Raw genomic sequence first — 16,673 nt, forward strand, 5'->3', positions numbered from 1 at the left:
GGAAAATCTTAGCCGAAGTGGCAGACGTAGTGGTACGGCTCGTCACAGGCGATCTCGAAGGACGAGTTGCCCGGCACGTCGAAGGACTGACCGGCACCGTAGGTGGTCCACTCGGTCTGGCCCTTGAGCTTGACGCGGCAGGATCCGCCAACGCCTTCCATGATTTCCGGCGCGCCGGTGTTGAAGGTCAGGCTGGACGGCAGGATGACGCCAACGGTCTTCTTGGTGCCATCGGCGAGGATGACGGTGTGGCTGACGCACTTGCCGTCAAAGTAGACATTGGCCTGCTTGACGACGGAAACTTGATCGAATTGAGACATTTAAATTCCCCAGATTTTCTGAATGACGGATTTGGCGATGAAGCCCACCATGCCGAAGGCCAGCACGAAAAAAAGCACAAAGGTGCCCGTCTTCCCGGCCTTCGACTTCCAGGCGATCTCGCCAATGATGAAGAGCATGAACAGGATGAAAGCACCGACCCCCCAGGTGGAGAAGAAGTCGGTGATCTGTTCTTCGGTCAACCCGAACAGGGTGCCGTTTTCCATCGTGACTTAGCCCTTGCGCGCTTTCAGGTTGGCGGCAATGCGCATGCGCAGCGCATTGAGCTTGATGAAGCCACCGGCATCGCGCTGGTCGTAGGCACCGGCATCGTCCTCGAAGGTGGCGATGGTCGGATCGAACAGCGAGTCGGTCTTGGAGTCGCGGCCGACGACGATCACGTTACCCTTGTACAGCTTGACGCGCACGTTGCCGTTCACGGTCTGCTGGGTGTGATCGATCAGGGTCTGCAGCGCAACACGCTCCGGGCTCCACCAGTAACCGTTGTACACCAGGCTGGCGTAACGCGGCATCAGGTCGTCCTTGAGGTGGGCGACTTCGCGGTCCAGAGTGACCGATTCGATGGCGCGGTGGGCCTTCAGGATGATCGTTCCGCCCGGGGTTTCGTAGCAGCCGCGGGACTTCATGCCGACATAACGGTTTTCGACCAGATCCAGACGACCGATGCCGTGCTTGCCGCCCAGTTCGTTCAGCTTGGTCAGCACCTGAGCCGGGCTCATGCGCACGCCGTTCAGGGCCACGATGTCGCCCTGCTCGAAATCGATGTCGAGGTATTCGGCGGCATCCGGTGCCTGTTCCGGCGACACGGTCCAACGCCACATGGATTCCTCGGCTTCAGCCGACGGATCTTCGAGGTGACGGCCTTCGAAGGAGATGTGCAGGAGGTTGGCGTCCATCGAGTACGGGGAACCGCCATTGCGGTGCTTCATGTCGATGGGGATACCGTGGGTTTCGGCGTAGTTCAGCAGCTTTTCGCGGGACAGCAGGTCCCACTCGCGCCACGGCGCGATGACCTTGACGCCCGGCTTCAGCGCGTAGGCGCCGAGTTCGAAGCGAACCTGGTCATTACCCTTGCCGGTCGCACCGTGCGAAATGGCATCGGCACCGGTCATGTTGGCGATCTCGATCAGACGCTTGGCGATCAGCGGGCGGGCGATCGAGGTACCGAGCAGGTATTCGCCTTCATAGACGGTGTTGCAGCGGAACATCGGGAAGACGAAGTCACGCACGAACTCTTCGCGCAGGTCATCGATGAAGATGTTTTCCGGCTTGATGCCGAACTGCAGAGCCTTGGCGCGCGCCGGCTCCAGCTCTTCACCCTGGCCGAGGTCAGCCGTGAAGGTGACTACTTCGCACTGGTAAGTGTCCTGCAACCACTTCAGGATCACGGAAGTATCGAGGCCGCCGGAGTAGGCCAGCACCACTTTCTTGATATCGCTCATCGTCGTTTCCTTACTTCGTTTCAATCCTGCCCAAGTGCAGGTATTCCATCAAAGCCTTCTGGACATGCAGCCGGTTCTCGGCTTCGTCCCAGACCACGGATTGCGGGCCGTCGATCACCTCGGCGGTCACTTCCTCGCCCCGGTGTGCGGGCAGGCAGTGCATGAACAGCGCGCCCGCATTGGCCACGGCCATCATTTCCGCATCCACGCACCAATCGGCAAATGCCTTCATGCGCGCTTCGTTTTCCGCCTCGAAACCCATCGAGGTCCACACGTCGGTCGTCACCAGATCGGCGCCGCGGCAGGCATCCATCGGATCGGCAAACACGTCGTAATGGGCGGTGTTCACGCCCTTGATCAGATCCGGATTCAGCTCGTAGCCCGGCGGAGTCGACACATTGACCTTGAAGTCGAGGACTTCGGCTGCCTGCAGCCAGGTGTTGCACATGTTGTTGGCGTCCCCCACCCAGGCCACCGTCTTGCCCTGGATCGAACCGCGATGCTCGATGAAGGTGAAGATGTCGGCCAGAATCTGGCAGGGATGGTATTCGTTGGTCAGGCCGTTGATCACCGGCACGCGCGAGTGCTTGGCAAAGCGCTCGATGATGTCCTGCTCGAAGGTACGGATCATCACCAGATCGCTCATGCGGGAGATAACCTGGGCCGCGTCTTCGACCGGCTCGCCGCGCCCAAGCTGGGAGTCGCGGGTATTCAGATAGATGGCGGCACCGCCCAGCTGATGCATGCCGGCTTCGAAAGACAGACGCGTGCGCGTGCTCGCCTTTTCGAAAATCATGACCAGGGTTCGGTCTTCCAGCGGCCAGTACTTGTTGAAGGACTTGAACTCCTTCTTGATCCAGGCGGCACGCTCGAAAACGTAGTTGTGCTCTTCACGCGTGAAGTCGCTGAACTGCAGAAAATGCTTGATTGCCATGCTCGTTACCCTGCGAGGAAAGCCTTGATCAACGGGGCGACACGGTCGACCAGTTCACGGGCCTCTTTTTCGGAGAAGATCAGCGGCGGCAGGAAGCGCACCACGGTATCCGCCGTCACGTTGATCAGCAGCCCTTCCGCCAGCGCCTTGCCGACGAGTTCGCCACAGGGGCGATCCAGCTCGATGCCGATCATCAGGCCATGGCCACGGATATCGACCACCCCTGCCTGCCCCGCCAGCGCGGTCGCGAATTCCTGACGGATCAAGGCACCGATACGGGCCGCATTGTCCAGCAGCCCCTCTTCTTCCATGACAGCCAGGGTCGTCAGCGCCGCCGTAGACACCAGCGGATTGCCGCCGAAGGTGGAACCGTGATTACCCGGCCCGAACAGGCCGGCCGCCTTGCCGCCCACCATGCAGGCGCCGATCGGCACCCCGGAGCCCAGGCCCTTGGCGAGCGTGGCCACATCCGGCTGGACACCGGCGGTCTGATAGCCGAACCACTTGCCGGTACGGCCCATGCCGCACTGCACTTCGTCGCACATCATCAGCCAGCCCTGGGCGTCGCACAGTTCGCGCACGCCACGGTAGAAAGCCGGATCGACGAGGTGAATCCCGCCTTCGCCCTGAATGATCTCAAACATCACGGCGACGACATTCTTGTTCTCTTCGGCCACCGCCTGAATGGCAGCCAGATCACCGAAAGGCACGCGCACAAACCCGCTGAGCAGCGGCTCGAAACCGGCTTGTGCCTTGCGGTTGGCGGTGGCGGAAACCGTCGCCATGGTACGGCCATGGAAAGCCTTTTCCATGACGATCACGGTCGGGAGGTCAATCCCTTTCTTGTGACCGTAAAAACGGGCCAGCTTGATCGCCGCCTCGTTGGCCTCGGCACCGGAGTTGCTGAAAAAGACTTCCTGCATGCCCGACAAGGCGCACAGCTTGTCAGCCAGCTGCTCTTGTTCGGCAATACGGTACAGGTTGGAAACATGCAGCATGCGCCCCGCCTGGTCGGCAATCGCCTTGACCAACTTCGGGTGGGCGTGGCCCAGCGTGGAGACAGCGATGCCGGACAAGGCATCAAGGTATTCCTTGCCTTCGGTATCGTACAAGCGGCAACCCTTGCCATGACTGAAGGTCACCGGCAAACGGGCATAGGTATTCATGACATGCGACATGAGGCCAACCCCAGAAAACAAAACGGCGGCCATCGCCGCCGGAACGACCGCCCCTTGACAGGCCGAAATGACCTGAAAAAGTTGCAGAAACCTGAATGTTAAGTGAAAAATAGAGCCTTGTATAGAATGACTGAGCCATGCGCATCGCCATTTTCAACCAGAAAGGCGGCGCCGGAAAAACCACGACGACCCTCAATCTGGGCGCCGCCCTCCAGCGCGCCGAGGCCCCGCCCCTGCTGATCGACCTCGACCCGCAAGGGCACCTCTCCAGCATCCATGGCGACGCCCCCCTGGAGGCCAACCGCAGCCTCTTTGCCTTCTACCAGCACAACGCACCGCTGCAGCAACTCGAAGTGGAATGGGCGGGCCTGGGCCAACTCCTGCCGGCCCATCAGCAACTGATCAAGGTCGACTCCATTTTCGGCAAAGGACCGGCGATTCTGAACAAGCTCCGCCACGGCCTGGAGGAACTGGACAGCGAACTGCCGGGCCGCCCGGTGCTGATCGACTGCTGTCCCTACATCGGCGTCCTGGCACTGAACGCCATTTTTGCCTGCGACCGGCTGATTGTCCCGGTCTCCACGGACTACCTGTCGCTGCAAGCCGCCGAGCACATCACGCGCACCCTCAAGGTGCTGGAACCCGTGCTCAAACGCCGTGTCGAGCGACGCTACCTGCTCACCCGCTTCGACCGACGCCGCCGCATGAGCGACGATGTCCGGAACAAGCTGCGCGAGCGCTACGGCGACGAACTGCTGGACACCGCCATCTCGGAAAACGTGGCCGTCGCGGAAAGCCCGTCGCTGAACCAGGACGTCTTCAGCTACAACCCGAGCAGCCCCGGCGCCCACGATTACAAGCAACTGCTGCACGAACTGCGCGAACGCGGCGACCTCTGATTTGCCCCCACCCCGACGGTCGACCGTCGGCGCAGGGCAAAAATGCCGCTGAAACCGCTTTTCACATTTTGGTAAGACCACCGTGTTCTGCTAGAATCCGCCTACCAAAGGAAGGTCGTACAGCCCGCATCCGCAGCAGAGTAAAACAATGACAACTCAAGCATCGACCACATTCATCATTGTCGGCCTCACCCGGGAAGGCCGCAAATTTCGGCCCAGCGACTGGGCCGAACGCCTGTGCGGCGTCATGTCCGCATTCGGCGCCGAACGCAAGATGAAATACTCCCCCTACGTCGGCCCCGGCGACTATAACGGCGAAAAAGCCGTGTTCGTGGATGGCCGCCTCGGCGAAATCGAGCCCATGGCTTATCGCTTCATGCTCAACTTCGCGCAGGACAACGATCTCCAGATCGTGGACGGCGTCTGCTCCCTGGAAGACCGGGACAAGAAATAAACCCCAAATACCCAATAAAAAACGCCCTTCAACGGGCGTTTTTTATTGGGTCAGAGAGGCAACAACCCGCCGGAAGCCCTGGCAAGCTTTCATTTCCACCTGCGACCACAGGACTGGCCCAAGCGCTCGCGAGCCACCCTGGCCCAATCAAAAAATGAGGCTCGCACACACAATACGCCAGCCTTCAAAAATTTTCAGGCAACAAAAAAGGCGCCTGCGGCGCCTTTTTCATCAACCTTGGTGCTGATTAAGCAGCAGCCAGGGCCTTGATCTGGGAAGCAAGACGGCTCTTGGTGCGCGAGGCCTTGTTCTTGTGAATGATCTTCTTGTCGGCGATACGGTCGACAACAGCAACGGATTGCTGGAAGACTGCCTGGGCGGCAGACTTGTCGCCAGCTTCGATTGCCTGGCGAACGCGCTTGATCGCGGTACGCAGGGTCGAACGCAGGCTGGCGTTGTGGGCGCGCTGCTTGTCAGCTTGACGGGCGCGCTTGCGGGCTTGTGCGCTATTGGCCATGAATTGAATCCAGGTTAGATGACAGTAAGCCGTCTACTATACGAGATGAAATATAAAAAAGCAAGAAGCAATGCCTACATTTTCCACTTATCACTGGGCGTCTTGGCGCCCGAGGTACTCAAGGTCAAGTTTCCATCCGTTGACTGAGCGCCACTCGACGTTGCCGTCACAGTAGCCACACCACCATTCACAGCACACGCCAATGCGTACATACTGGGATTGGTCGGGAGGTTCACACCACAATTACCCCCGTTTGCATAAGAGCCATTGACCGTGAAATATCGCTCCAGCGACTGCATGTACTCCACCATCACGCGCTGCGCATCCGCGCGACGCGACTCAATCACGTGACGGGTATACGACGGATAAGCAACACCAGCCAGAATGCCCATGATCGCTACTGCAATCATCAATTCAACCAGACTAAAACCTTTTTCACGCATGTTTTTCCTCCTCTTTCAAGCTGGGCACAACCATGTCACCACTTGCAGGATCACCACCGCATCAGCATCAGCCCCCTGCCCCCGCCCCATGATACTGTAGGCTTTGCAGTTCGCGTCAAATGCCCCCCCTCCTTTGGGCATACCTTGCCCAGCCGCATCACGAAAACGCGTGATTGCAAAAGACCCAGACGAATAACCTGCCTGCGCAGACGCCAAGTCCATGGGCACGGGTGTTCCTGCTGTTGCCCAGGTATTCGGCATCGATGTCGGCAAAGTTGTACCGGAAGGGATTGCTGTTGCCGTACCAGTAGCGGCCACACTGCAGCCAAGAGCAGATTCAAAACAAATCGTCGTATTTGACATGAGAAGGGCTTTTCCTTGCTGGACAGCCTGCTCCGCAGCTTGATATGCACGGGTACGATCCATGTAAGCCCCTGTCATACGCTCGTTCAGCACATTGCTACGCACCGCATTCAGCACAACAATACTGAGCAGCAACAAAACGATCATGCTCATGATCAAGGCAAATCCACGCTGTTTAGGATACATACAGCTCTCCTAGCGGTTACGCAACAAAACCGTCGTCCGGAAGGTTCGGTAGAGACGGTTATCACTGGCAGAACCCGCAATATCATTTCCGGAGCAATCCTTGATCACCGGCTTCGCAAGCGAGGTATCCGTCCGCTCCGTTCGAAGCACCAGACACGCCTTGACGGCCATAATCTGTGTCTGATTAGCCTGTGCCACAACCAAATCATAGGTATCCGGAACACAGTCGCGCGGACGGGTTGTCGGCGTAATCGTGTTACCACACCCAATCGATGCCGCCGTTGGGTTTGGTCCAGTATCCGTTCCATACTGCAAACGGAACGAAGCCACTTCCGTACCATTTCCTCCTGACGGAGCAATCCAGTTCACCGCCGCCCCCCCCTGCGCAGAACACTGCAACGACGTGCCATTCAGCGCAATGGTCAGCCGCTTGTTGCCATTCGACATCGAGCCATCACATTCCACACCGCTAATACTATCCCCCGTAAAACCGACGGTCACCGACGTTGCCGAGTTGGGCACAAGGTAATCATTCCCCAAGGCGAGACCCGGGTTATCGCGAAAACCCGCCTGACTTACCACCTGCTGAAACATATGCATGACGAAACGCCCATCCTGAGTGAGCGCATCTTGCATTTGCTGAATGCGATTAGTCTGCTTGGTTGTCAGATACATGGTCGAGCCTGCGAGCAATGCAATCAGGGCGATCATCATGGCGACCATCAACTCGACCAGCGAGAAGCCATGTTGCCGGGAATAAGAGGGATTCATTCGATCACCGTTGTATAACTGAATTCAGCCCCACTGGTTCGATCATCGCTCCAGGTGATGGTCAAGGTGTAGCGGTAAAAACCGGAAACGGGGCTGGTTGGCACGACAGATGCAGCTGTCTGAGCCAAAACAAACCGGGCATTGGGGAGTTGGTCGCGCAACGCAGTATTCCACTCCGACATTTCAATTTGAACCAAATAGGCTTGATGCCCCGCATCCTGCGCCGCACAGGTGACGGTCGCACCATTCTGTGTGCACTTGGCAAAATTTGGCGGCAATGCTGTCGCAAATGCAGGCTCGAGTGCTGTCGCACCCTGCATTGCAAGAAACGGCGTACGATTGACACGAATGCGCTCCGCCAGGTCTGCCGCCAGATCGGTCGCGATACTCCGATAAAAAACGCTTTGCGACACGGCAAGCGCCCGCCCCTGCAATGCAGCCAAACCCAGAATACCTGCCGCCAGTATCAAAACCGCCACTACGGACTCAACGAGCGTGACACCTTGTTGATGCTTGCGCATACCTCCTCCGTTACGGACAGACTGTCGCATTAATCTGTTTTGAAACACGGCCAACCAAGGAAACACTCACCTGTTGCTGACGCACGCCCGTTGCGCAAATCGTCCAAGAGGTTGCCGCCCGCGCCGCGCCAATGGCATTAGTGAAATCAATGGCCGTGGCAGCACTGGTAATCACGACACCTTGACCAACCTGAGCACGATGCACGATACCCGTATTGTCTACGATCAAGATTCCCTTGGACCAATCACCTGCCGCATTTGAGCACGCCGTGGCCGCGTTGGGGTCGGCACCAGGACAAACTCGCATAACAAAGGGGCCTGTACCTACTCCACTTAGATCAATCCCCCTGACTCGCCCCTCCTTGATGGCAGCCCCACGTGCCTGGTTAAGAATGGCAACCAGCTGATCCGACTGTGCTGACACACGTGCCTCAGACATCATATTTTGCATCGATGGCAAGCCCACAACAGCCAACATCCCGACAATCACCAGGCTCACCATGATTTCGACGAGAGAAATCCCTGACTGAGATTTACAGGCCGGCAGCATTACTTGATTTCCCGCCATAAGGTGGTTTCCATGCGAACAGCGTTACTACTTGAGGGCCCTGAACCACAGCTCACTGATGCAGTACCAGAAGCACCCACGCAAAGCTGGCCGCCGCCACCGCCCCCACCCTCATCCGGGCGACCAATGGGATTACCGGTCGTCACACCACCGCCACTGGGCTGCCCACCCGTAAACACCCCCATCGCATTCGCACCATCCAGGGCAATTGCGGCGCCCGCATCACCCAAACCAGAATTCCCTGCACCGGAAGGCATCGTGGTCGAACTCGAATTAGCCAGCCAAGTCAGCTCCGTTGGAATGCCTTGAATATCAAAGCCACTGGCAAACGCTTTCCCGCCAGCAAAGCTGATTTTGTCATCATCAGAAGAACGGCTGTCACCATTGATATCGATGAAGGAAAACTCCTGCCCGTATTTGCTCTTGGTCACGGATCCTGTCAGGGGATTGAGACCCATGATCCAGCCCTTACCCCCTGGCACACATTTTTCGGCTGCCTTAGGGATGCCCGTACCGAACATCAGACGATCCGGCAAGAGAAAAGGAGTCGTCACAAGCCGCTCAGTTTCTTCCGGCAAATCGAGATACCAGCCTTTGTAACTGCTTGTCCCTGAGCGAATATCAAATTCGGGCGAAGTCGATATCTGCCGATAATTTCCCGCTCGCAAGCCATTTGCACTCAATGCCTTCACGTCCAAGACGGTTCGAGGCGCCAATTCTGATCGACTGACTGTCGCCATCGTAGGGGACATCGTATCCAAGACGCCATAGACTGTTTGTGTAGCAGTATCAGTACGATCGCTATCGACTTGCAACTTCCCCGTGCCAAAGAAAATCATATGCCCCAGGGAAGAATCATCCGCACTCTTCGTCACGTGCAAAATGGCGGGGCGCGTCGTAATGGGCTTCCCTGCCTGAAAGAGAGGGGCAGAAGAGACCGAGAATGCGGCTGGCGATGAGGCCGTCAAGTCAAAACGCCACAAATTGCCATTGATATCGCCAGCGTACACATAATCCAGCACCCCATCCTGACCAATATCCACCCCTGCCGGCGAAGAGAGCCCCTGGCTGGTATAACCAATATTGGAAACAGAAATTTTTCTGAGCAGCGCCCCTGTTTCTGCATTCAGGATATACAAGGCCGACGTTTTGGCCGAATTTTTTTGACCTCCACTTGCCGTATCATCAAAATCGTTCTCGTACCCGTTGGCAATGATCACAGCCGGTACAGCGGTCGAATTAGAAGTACGAACGTCGTAGATCAATGGCGTCGGGAAGCTATACCCCATTTCTGAATCCTGTACATCCGTCCACTCCCACTTAACCGCCGCATTGGTCGACAACGAAGTCTCGCTGGTGGCATTCAAGGCGAAATATCCCTGCCCACCCTGAGCCAGCCCGCCAACCAACAAGGTTTGCCAAGCGCCCCCCAGTTTCACATCTGCCTTACGCTGTTCACCATTCACGTGATAGGCATGCGGCGTCCCACCCGAATCACCGTAGTTGGTTTCTTTCAGCGCCTTGAGATTTCGATAAACCGAAGAGGGAACATACCCCATTATCTCGGTCATGTCTGACATGCGAAAGCCATGCAACATCCCATCATTGGCACCGATAAACACCATGCCACGGTTGGCATACGTTTGCCTGAAGGCCTCGTAGGTCAAATCCGAGCTGACACTGACCGGGGGACCCACCGTCAATGGTTGACTGTCGATGATATCGCCCAACAAACCATTGGCACGAGAACGATAGCCGGAAATCGTGGTATCACCACGGACATATTTGATGACGTTTTTGCGCTCCAAAGCCGAGTTATCAGCGCTCCCCAACAACTCCTGCTGCTTGGCGGTCATTGTCGTCAGATTGGCGGTGGTGAAATCAAATGCGGTAGTCTGAAAGCCAACCACCTTACTCGAATAGATTTTTCGGGATGACTCGGCCGGAATTGTCGCTTTGGCATTGGGTGAGCATGCGGTGCCCAATGAATTACTCAGCAATGTCCCCGTGTTATCAAAGCAACGCAGTTCACCATACCAACCCTTTGGATTAAATACAGGTTGGAAAAACTTATTGCCAGAACCAACAACTGCGCTTTTTACCGCCAAGCCCCCCGCATTGGAGGTCATGTCGCCGATGCTGGACATCACATTCTTCAGGGAATCCGCCAGCTGTGTCTCATTATTCGCTTGATAATATTTCCCGCCACCAACTTTCGCTGCCGAGGGCAAAACGGCATTATTCACCGCAAACCCAACAGTATATGTAATCAGATTTTGTAGCGAGAACTTGGGATCATCGAAGCTCTTATTATCGAGATCATTCCCACCGACCCGCAAATCAGCGCGGTTCGCATACATCGCCACATCCCGCAAGGCACTCGGGCGATTTGAACTGTCACCAAAGGAGCGGGCAGAGCCATCGGAGTCATACGTAGACGGACAGGTCACGTTGTATCCATCATCGGTAGTGCTTCCGGATGAAGTGCAAATGGAAAAGCTTTTAGAAACAGCATTTCCACTCGCATCACGCGCCGTATAACTCTGCGCCCCCACAACCGAGTTACCATCCTCCCCTGCTCGCCCGGTACCCGGCAAATTTTGGTCATTAGAAGCATCACCATCCGTGATAATGATGGCGAAGTTTTTCTGACACCGATATTGAACTGGGCTTGAATAAGCTTGGCCACTATTCAACCCGTAAAGCGAAGTTTTACCGCTGTAGTAACGGGTAATTTCAAGCAGCCCTTCTGCCAGCGGAGTCGCGGTACGCCCATAGAGCCCAGTAATCGCATTGGTGATCACATCGCGGTCTGCATCACTCACCACATCCCGGACCCCCGCCCGCATGACGGCAGATTGAGCACGCTCGTTCCCACCGACATCCGCCTGCCGATCCCGGAACGAGAACACACCAAAACGCAACGAGCGATTTGCATTCACCAGATTTCTTGCCACTCGCTTGGCAATATTCATTTTGGTATTCGGCGAAGTTGTTTCGCTATCGATCGCAGTGCGATACCCGTTGGTGTTGTTATTAACGCAAGCCGACCAATTGGTGTTCGAGTTGCACAAGCCAGTCAACATCCAAGCATTGTTCTGATCCTGCAACATACTCCCCGAGGTATCGATATACAGCACGATATTCGGTGCGACGGAGGTCGAGAGTGAAGGCGGCAACGGCGGATAGGGCTCTGCGGCCCATGCCGGCATGAGCGGGAAGGCGGCCATGAGGGCCAAGCCGATGGTCTTCAGGCGAAATTCGCGTTGCATGGGAACCTCCAGAATCTGAATCCGGGCACGGATTGGCCCTGTTTGATGTGCAGATTAGCAGGCTTGCATGCGCGCAGGCAGGATGACCGGATCAGCGGTCATTTTCCGGGGCTGAGCGTTGCCCCGGAACAGTGCTTAAAACGGGAGCGGCTTAAGCCAGCTCTTTCGGCAGAGGGAAATAAACGCCCTCTTCGACCCCGCTCAACTGACCGACCTCAGCGCCGGTCAGGCTGCGGATACGGTCGACCACGCGTTCGACCAGGATTTCCGGGGCGGAGGCGCCGGCGGTGATGCCGATCCGGGTTTTGCCGGCCAGCCAGGCCGGCTCGATTTCGTCCGGGCCATCGACGAGGTAGCCGTCAATCCCGCGCGAGACGGCGACTTCCTTCAGGCGGCGGGAGTTCGAGCTGTTCGGGCTGCCGACGACGATAACCAGATCGCACTGTTCGGCCAGCGCCTTGACGGCATCCTGGCGGTTTTGCGTGGCGTAGCAAATATCGTCCTTCTTCGGCCCTTCGATGCTCGGAAACTTGTCCTTCAGGGCATCGATGACCACCATGGCGTCATCCACCGAGAGGGTGGTCTGGGTCACGAAGGAGAGTTTTTCAGGCTCGGCCACTTGCAACTGGGCGACATCGGCGATGGTATCGACGAGGTACATGCCGCCCTCGCTCTGCCCCATCGTCCCCTCGACCTCCGGGTGGCCCTTGTGGCCGATCATGACGACTTCGCGTTCCTGCTTGCGGACCTTGGCCACTTGCAGATGCACCTTGGTGACGAGCGGACAGGTGGCGTCAAACACCTTGAGGCCACGCGCTTCGGCTTCGGTCCGCACCGCCTTGGAAACACCGTGTGCGCTGAAGATCACCGTGCTGCCGGTCGGCACTTCGGCCAGTTCTTCAATGAAAATCGCCCCCTTGGCCCGCAGGTTGTCGCACACGAACTTGTTGTGCACGACTTCGTGGCGCACATAGATGGGCGCCCCGAATTTCTCCAGCGCCTTTTCGACGATGGCGATGGCGCGCTCGACGCCGGCACAGAAACCGCGGGGATTGGCGAGGACGATCTGCATTTACATGATTCCGATGATTTTCACCTCGAAGCGGATGGTCTTGCCCGCCATCGGATGATTGAAGTCGAAGAGCGCATGCGTGGCGCTCAGTTCGCGCAAAAAGCCGGCAAAGGTGCCGCCATTCGGCGCGCTGAATTCGACGACGGAGTTTTCCTTGAGTTCCATGCCGGGCGGCAAGGCATCGAGCGCAATACGCTCGACCAGGCGGGCATTGTGCTGGCCAAAGGCCTGCTCCGGCGGCAACTCAAAGACAAAGTGTTCCTGAGCCGGCAAGCCGATCAGGACATTTTCGAGGTTTTCGGCGAGTTGACCGCTGCCCATCTGCAGGGTGGCCGGGCTCATGTCGAAGGTGGACAGGAACTCCTCGCCATCCTGCGCCGTGATGCGGTAATGCAGGGTCAAATAGCTGTCGCCACGAACGGTATCACTCATCGGTAGACTCTTTTCTTGCGGTCAACGACGCCAGAACCAGCAAAACGGCGCCCAGGGTAATCGCCGAATCGGCGACGTTGAAAGCCGGCCAGTAGTAGCCGGCCACATGCCATTGCACAAAATCGACCACGGCACCAAAGCGCACGCGATCGATCACATTGCCGAGCGCCCCGCCCATGACGAGGGTCAGCGCGAGCGCCTGAAGGCGCGGCTGGGGACGTTTCAGCTCGACCATCACCCAGGCCGAGACGGCCAGGGCCAGGGCGGTAAAGAACCAGCGCTGCCAGCCCGGCTGATCGGCCAGGAAACTGAAGGCGGCGCCCGGATTCCAGGCCAGCACCCAGTTCCAGAACGGGGCCACGTAAATCACCTCGCCCGGCCCGATCGTGCTCAGGACCACCCATTTACTGAGTTGGTCGAGCACCACCACCAGACCGGCCAGCCCATACCAGCCAGCGGCTGTCTTAGGCACAGGTACGTACCTCACCCGCCCCGTGCAGGTTGCTCACGCAACGGCCGCACAGGCCCGGATGCGCGGCATCGGCACCGACATCCTCACGCACATGCCAGCAACGCTCGCACTTGGCGTGATCGAGCGGGGTGGCGCTGACGGCCTCGGTCTCATCCTCAACGACGACGGTCGACGAACAAATGAAGATGAATTTCAGGTCGTCGCCCAGAGAGGACAGCGCGGCAAACTTGTCACCGGCGCAGCGGATCTCGACGGCGGCCTGCAGCGCAGCACCGATCTTGCCGGCTTCGCGCTGCGCTTCCAGCGCCTTGGTCACATCGGCACGGGCGGCACGGATGATCGCCCACTTGGCGAGCAGTTCGCCTTCGGCGGCCGGTTGCGGCAGTTCGTGCCAAAGCTGGAACATCACGGAATCATCCGCCTTGCCGGTCAGCACCGCCCAGACTTCTTCGGCCGTGAAGGCGGTAATCGGCGCCAGCAAGCGCACGAAGGCCTGGGTGATGTGCCAGAGCGCCGACTGTGCAGAACGGCGCGCCACCGATTTCGGCGCAGTGGTGTAGAGACGGTCCTTCAGGATATCAAGGTAGAAGCCCCCCAGATCTTCGGAGCAGAAGGTCTGCAGCGCCTGCACGACGCGATGGAACTCGTATTTGTCGTAGTCGGCACGGCAGGTTGCCTGCAACTCGCGGGTCAGCGCCAGGGCGTAACGGTCGATTTCCAGCCACTCGGTGACCGGCAGCATGTCGGCGGCGGCATCGAAGTCGGACACATTGGCCAGCAGAAAACGCAGGGTGTTGCGGATGCGGCGGTAGCCTTCGACCACACGCTTCAGGATTTCGTCGGAGATCGACAGTTCGCCGGAATAGTCGGTCGAGGCGGTCCACAGGCGCAGGATGTCGGCGCCCATCTTGTCCGACACCTGCTGTGGCGCAACCACGTTGCCCTTGGACTTGGACATCTTGTGGCCCTTGCCATCGACCACGAAGCCGTGCGTCAAGAGCGCCTTGTACGGGGCACGGCCGTCGATTGCGGCGCCGGTCAGCAGCGAGGAATGGAACCAGCCGCGATGCTGGTCCGAGCCTTCGAGGTAGAGGTCAGCCGGCCAGCCCAGCTCGCTGCCGTGGGAGCCGCGCATCACGCTCATGTGGGTGGTGCCGGAGTCGAACCAGACATCGAGAATGTCGGTGGTCTTGACGTAATCCGCAGCATCGGCGCCCAGCAGTTCGGCGGCATCCAGCTGCGTCCAGGCCTCGATACCGCCCTGCTCGACGCGCTTGGCGACGGCTTCCATCAGCTCCAGCGTGTTCGGGTGCAGTTCGCCGGTCGCCTTGTGGGTGAAGAAAGGCAGCGGCACGCCCCAGTTGCGCTGGCGCGAGATGCACCAGTCCGGGCGGTTGGCGATCATCGCGTGCAGACGGTTCTTGCCCCAGGCCGGGTAGAAGGCGGTGTCCTCAACGCCCTGCAACGCGGCTTCGCGCAGCGTGTGGCCAGCCGGCTCGGTGGCGGCGACGCCCTGGCTATCGACGTCCGGCGCATCCATGCGCACGAACCACTGGCTGGTGGCGCGGTAGATCAGCGGCGTCTTGTGGCGCCAGCAGTGCATGTAGCTGTGTTCGATGGTCGCGTGCTTCAACAGCGCGCCGACTTCGGCCAGTTTCTCGACGATGACCGGGTTGGCCTTCCAGACGTTCATGCCGCCGAAGAAAGGCAGATCAGCGGCGTAGGTGCCATCGCCCTGGACCGGCGTCAGGATCTGCTCGTTGTGCATGCCGTACTGCTTGCACGACTGGAAATCCTCGATCCCGTAAGCCGGGGCCGAGTGCACGATGCCGGTACCGGCGTCCATCGTCACGTAGTCACCGAGGAGGACCGGCGACAGGCGATCGTAGAACGGATGACGGAAGGCAATGCGCTCGAGCGCGGCGCCCTGGCAGCTGGCAACGGTCGTCCCCGCCAGGCCGTAACGGGCCAGACAGGCTTCCTGCAGTTCGGCGGCAAGGATCAGGCAACCCTTTTCGGTCTGTACCAGGTTGTAGGTGATTTCCGGGTGAGCGTTGAGCGCCTGGTTGCCGGGGATGGTCCACGGCGTCGTAGTCCAGATCACGGCATAGGCTTCGCCGGCGGGCAATGCCTTGAGGCCGAAGGCAGCGGCGAGCTTGTCGCGTTCGGCAGCAGCAAAGGCCACATCGATGGCGGGCGATTTTTTGTCCTGGTATTCGACCTCGGCTTCAGCCAGCGCCGAACCGCAATCGAAGCACCAATTCACCGGCTTCAGGCCGCGATAGACAAAACCGCGCTTGACCATCTGACCCAGCGCACGGATTTCGTCCGCTTCGGTCTTGAAATTCATGGTCTTGTACGGATTTCCCCAGTCACCCAGTACGCCCAGGCGGATGAAATCCTTCTTCTGGCGCTCGATCTGCTCGCCGGCGTAGGCGCGGGCGAGCTTCTGCACTTCGGCGCGCGGGATGTTCTTGCCGTGGGTTTTCTCGATCTGGATTTCGATCGGCATGCCGTGGCAATCCCAGCCCGGGATATACGGCGCATCGAAACCGGACAGGGTTTTCGAGCGGACGATAATGTCCTTGAGCACCTTGTTGACCGCATGGCCGATGTGGATGTCGCCGTTGGCGTACGGAGGGCCGTCGTGCAGGATGAACTTGGGACGCCCGGCGCTGATCTCGCGAATGCGCTGATAAAGCTGCTTTTCCTGCCATGCGGCAACCCATTGCGGCTCGCGCTTCGGCAAATCGCCCCGCATCGGGAACGGCGTATCGGGAAGATTCAGAGAGTCCTTGTAGTCAGCCATC

18 protein-coding genes are annotated in these 16,673 nt (G+C 58.5%); 2 read left to right on the plus strand and 16 right to left on the minus strand.

Annotation, left to right across the window (positions count from 1 at the left end):
* Positions 1-8: 8 nt before the first annotated feature.
* The 5 genes from AACO21_RS05670 to AACO21_RS05690 are packed head-to-tail and all read right to left on the minus strand — an operon-like array spanning position 9 to position 3,893.
* Positions 9-320 (minus strand): pyrimidine/purine nucleoside phosphorylase, encoded by a 312-nt coding sequence (locus AACO21_RS05670; RefSeq protein ID WP_346191533.1) that lies wholly within the window; start codon positions 318-320, stop codon positions 9-11.
* Positions 321-545 (minus strand): DUF2788 domain-containing protein, encoded by a 225-nt coding sequence (locus tag AACO21_RS05675; protein ID WP_346191534.1) that lies wholly within the window; start codon positions 543-545, stop codon positions 321-323.
* Between the two features lie 6 nt (positions 546-551).
* Positions 552-1,781 (minus strand): argininosuccinate synthase, encoded by a 1,230-nt coding sequence (locus AACO21_RS05680; RefSeq protein ID WP_346191535.1) that lies wholly within the window; start codon positions 1,779-1,781, stop codon positions 552-554.
* A gap of 10 nt (positions 1,782-1,791) precedes the next feature.
* Complete coding sequence (gene argF, locus AACO21_RS05685) at positions 1,792-2,715, minus strand: ornithine carbamoyltransferase (RefSeq protein WP_346191536.1); 924 nt, start codon at positions 2,713-2,715, stop codon at positions 1,792-1,794.
* A gap of 5 nt (positions 2,716-2,720) precedes the next feature.
* Positions 2,721-3,893 (minus strand): aspartate aminotransferase family protein, encoded by a 1,173-nt coding sequence (locus tag AACO21_RS05690; protein ID WP_346191537.1) that lies wholly within the window; start codon positions 3,891-3,893, stop codon positions 2,721-2,723.
* 137 nt (positions 3,894-4,030) lie between these two features.
* Here AACO21_RS05690 and AACO21_RS05695 point away from each other — a divergent pair, with 137 nt between their 5' ends.
* Both AACO21_RS05695 and AACO21_RS05700 read left to right on the plus strand, forming a co-directional pair.
* The gene (locus AACO21_RS05695) at positions 4,031-4,792 is read left to right on the plus strand and encodes a ParA family protein (RefSeq protein ID WP_346191538.1); all 762 of its coding nucleotides are present in this window, start codon (positions 4,031-4,033) and stop codon (positions 4,790-4,792) included.
* A gap of 148 nt (positions 4,793-4,940) precedes the next feature.
* Positions 4,941-5,246 (plus strand): DUF3579 domain-containing protein, encoded by a 306-nt coding sequence (locus AACO21_RS05700; RefSeq protein WP_346191539.1) that lies wholly within the window; start codon positions 4,941-4,943, stop codon positions 5,244-5,246.
* A gap of 247 nt (positions 5,247-5,493) precedes the next feature.
* Here the strand turns inward: AACO21_RS05700 and rpsT are convergent, their stop codons facing one another.
* The 11 genes from rpsT to ileS all read right to left on the minus strand — a co-directional run bounded on the left by rpsT (position 5,494) and on the right by ileS (position 16,672).
* Positions 5,494-5,763: a 30S ribosomal protein S20 gene (gene rpsT / locus AACO21_RS05705; protein WP_346191540.1), complete on the minus strand. Its 270-nt coding sequence runs from the start codon at positions 5,761-5,763 to the stop codon at positions 5,494-5,496.
* Positions 5,764-5,837: 74 nt separating this feature from the next.
* Positions 5,838-6,206 (minus strand): type IV pilin protein, encoded by a 369-nt coding sequence (locus tag AACO21_RS05710; RefSeq protein ID WP_346191541.1) that lies wholly within the window; start codon positions 6,204-6,206, stop codon positions 5,838-5,840.
* Between the two features lie 15 nt (positions 6,207-6,221).
* Positions 6,222-6,755 (minus strand): PilX N-terminal domain-containing pilus assembly protein, encoded by a 534-nt coding sequence (locus AACO21_RS05715; protein WP_346191542.1) that lies wholly within the window; start codon positions 6,753-6,755, stop codon positions 6,222-6,224.
* Positions 6,756-6,764: 9 nt separating this feature from the next.
* Positions 6,765-7,526 (minus strand): PilW family protein, encoded by a 762-nt coding sequence (locus AACO21_RS05720; protein ID WP_346191543.1) that lies wholly within the window; start codon positions 7,524-7,526, stop codon positions 6,765-6,767.
* Positions 7,523-8,047, minus strand: a complete 525-nt coding sequence (pilV, locus tag AACO21_RS05725) for a type IV pilus modification protein PilV (protein ID WP_346191544.1) — start codon at positions 8,045-8,047, stop codon at positions 7,523-7,525. Before pilV ends, AACO21_RS05720 begins: the two co-directional genes overlap by 4 nt.
* Positions 8,048-8,057: 10 nt before the next feature.
* Positions 8,058-8,615 (minus strand): GspH/FimT family pseudopilin, encoded by a 558-nt coding sequence (locus tag AACO21_RS05730; RefSeq protein ID WP_346191545.1) that lies wholly within the window; start codon positions 8,613-8,615, stop codon positions 8,058-8,060.
* Positions 8,597-11,887: a PilC/PilY family type IV pilus protein gene (locus AACO21_RS05735; protein WP_346191546.1), complete on the minus strand. Its 3,291-nt coding sequence runs from the start codon at positions 11,885-11,887 to the stop codon at positions 8,597-8,599. The genes AACO21_RS05730 and AACO21_RS05735 overlap by 19 nt, the downstream gene beginning before the upstream one ends.
* Positions 11,888-12,038: 151 nt before the next feature.
* Positions 12,039-12,959: a 4-hydroxy-3-methylbut-2-enyl diphosphate reductase gene (gene ispH, locus AACO21_RS05740; RefSeq protein ID WP_346191547.1), complete on the minus strand. Its 921-nt coding sequence runs from the start codon at positions 12,957-12,959 to the stop codon at positions 12,039-12,041.
* On the minus strand, positions 12,960-13,391 hold the full coding sequence (locus AACO21_RS05745) for an FKBP-type peptidyl-prolyl cis-trans isomerase (RefSeq protein ID WP_346191548.1): 432 nt from the start codon (positions 13,389-13,391) through the stop codon (positions 12,960-12,962).
* A complete protein-coding gene (lspA, locus tag AACO21_RS05750; RefSeq protein WP_346191549.1) occupies positions 13,384-13,863 on the minus strand; it encodes a signal peptidase II in 480 nt (159 codons plus the stop codon). The genes AACO21_RS05745 and lspA overlap by 8 nt, the downstream gene beginning before the upstream one ends.
* Positions 13,856-16,672: an isoleucine--tRNA ligase gene (ileS, locus tag AACO21_RS05755; RefSeq protein ID WP_346191550.1), complete on the minus strand. Its 2,817-nt coding sequence runs from the start codon at positions 16,670-16,672 to the stop codon at positions 13,856-13,858. The genes lspA and ileS overlap by 8 nt, the downstream gene beginning before the upstream one ends.
* Between the last annotated feature and the right edge of the window lies 1 nt (position 16,673).

It is taken from the genome of Dechloromonas sp. ZS-1 (assembly GCF_039649255.1).
Taxonomy (GTDB): domain Bacteria; phylum Pseudomonadota; class Gammaproteobacteria; order Burkholderiales; family Rhodocyclaceae; genus Azonexus.

Excerpts from the sequence above, each read along its gene's own strand:
- AACO21_RS05670 (WP_346191533.1), bottom strand. The coding sequence starts at position 320 with ATGTCTCAATTCGATCAAGTTTCCGTCGTCAAGCAGGCCAATGTCTAC.
- AACO21_RS05675 (WP_346191534.1), bottom strand. The coding sequence starts at position 545 with ATGGAAAACGGCACCCTGTTCGGGTTGACCGAAGAACAGATCACCGAC.
- AACO21_RS05680 (WP_346191535.1), bottom strand. The coding sequence starts at position 1,781 with ATGAGCGATATCAAGAAAGTGGTGCTGGCCTACTCCGGCGGCCTCGAT.
- argF (WP_346191536.1), bottom strand. The coding sequence starts at position 2,715 with ATGGCAATCAAGCATTTTCTGCAGTTCAGCGACTTCACGCGTGAAGAG.
- AACO21_RS05690 (WP_346191537.1), bottom strand. The coding sequence starts at position 3,893 with ATGTCGCATGTCATGAATACCTATGCCCGTTTGCCGGTGACCTTCAGT.
- AACO21_RS05695 (WP_346191538.1), top strand. The coding sequence starts at position 4,031 with ATGCGCATCGCCATTTTCAACCAGAAAGGCGGCGCCGGAAAAACCACG.
- AACO21_RS05700 (WP_346191539.1), top strand. The coding sequence starts at position 4,941 with ATGACAACTCAAGCATCGACCACATTCATCATTGTCGGCCTCACCCGG.
- rpsT (WP_346191540.1), bottom strand. The coding sequence starts at position 5,763 with ATGGCCAATAGCGCACAAGCCCGCAAGCGCGCCCGTCAAGCTGACAAG.
- AACO21_RS05710 (WP_346191541.1), bottom strand. The coding sequence starts at position 6,206 with ATGCGTGAAAAAGGTTTTAGTCTGGTTGAATTGATGATTGCAGTAGCG.
- AACO21_RS05715 (WP_346191542.1), bottom strand. The coding sequence starts at position 6,755 with ATGTATCCTAAACAGCGTGGATTTGCCTTGATCATGAGCATGATCGTT.
- AACO21_RS05720 (WP_346191543.1), bottom strand. The coding sequence starts at position 7,526 with ATGAATCCCTCTTATTCCCGGCAACATGGCTTCTCGCTGGTCGAGTTG.
- pilV (WP_346191544.1), bottom strand. The coding sequence starts at position 8,047 with ATGCGCAAGCATCAACAAGGTGTCACGCTCGTTGAGTCCGTAGTGGCG.
- AACO21_RS05730 (WP_346191545.1), bottom strand. The coding sequence starts at position 8,615 with ATGGCGGGAAATCAAGTAATGCTGCCGGCCTGTAAATCTCAGTCAGGG.
- AACO21_RS05735 (WP_346191546.1), bottom strand. The coding sequence starts at position 11,887 with ATGCAACGCGAATTTCGCCTGAAGACCATCGGCTTGGCCCTCATGGCC.
- ispH (WP_346191547.1), bottom strand. The coding sequence starts at position 12,959 with ATGCAGATCGTCCTCGCCAATCCCCGCGGTTTCTGTGCCGGCGTCGAG.
- AACO21_RS05745 (WP_346191548.1), bottom strand. The coding sequence starts at position 13,391 with ATGAGTGATACCGTTCGTGGCGACAGCTATTTGACCCTGCATTACCGC.
- ileS (WP_346191550.1), bottom strand. The coding sequence starts at position 16,672 with ATGGCTGACTACAAGGACTCTCTGAATCTTCCCGATACGCCGTTCCCG.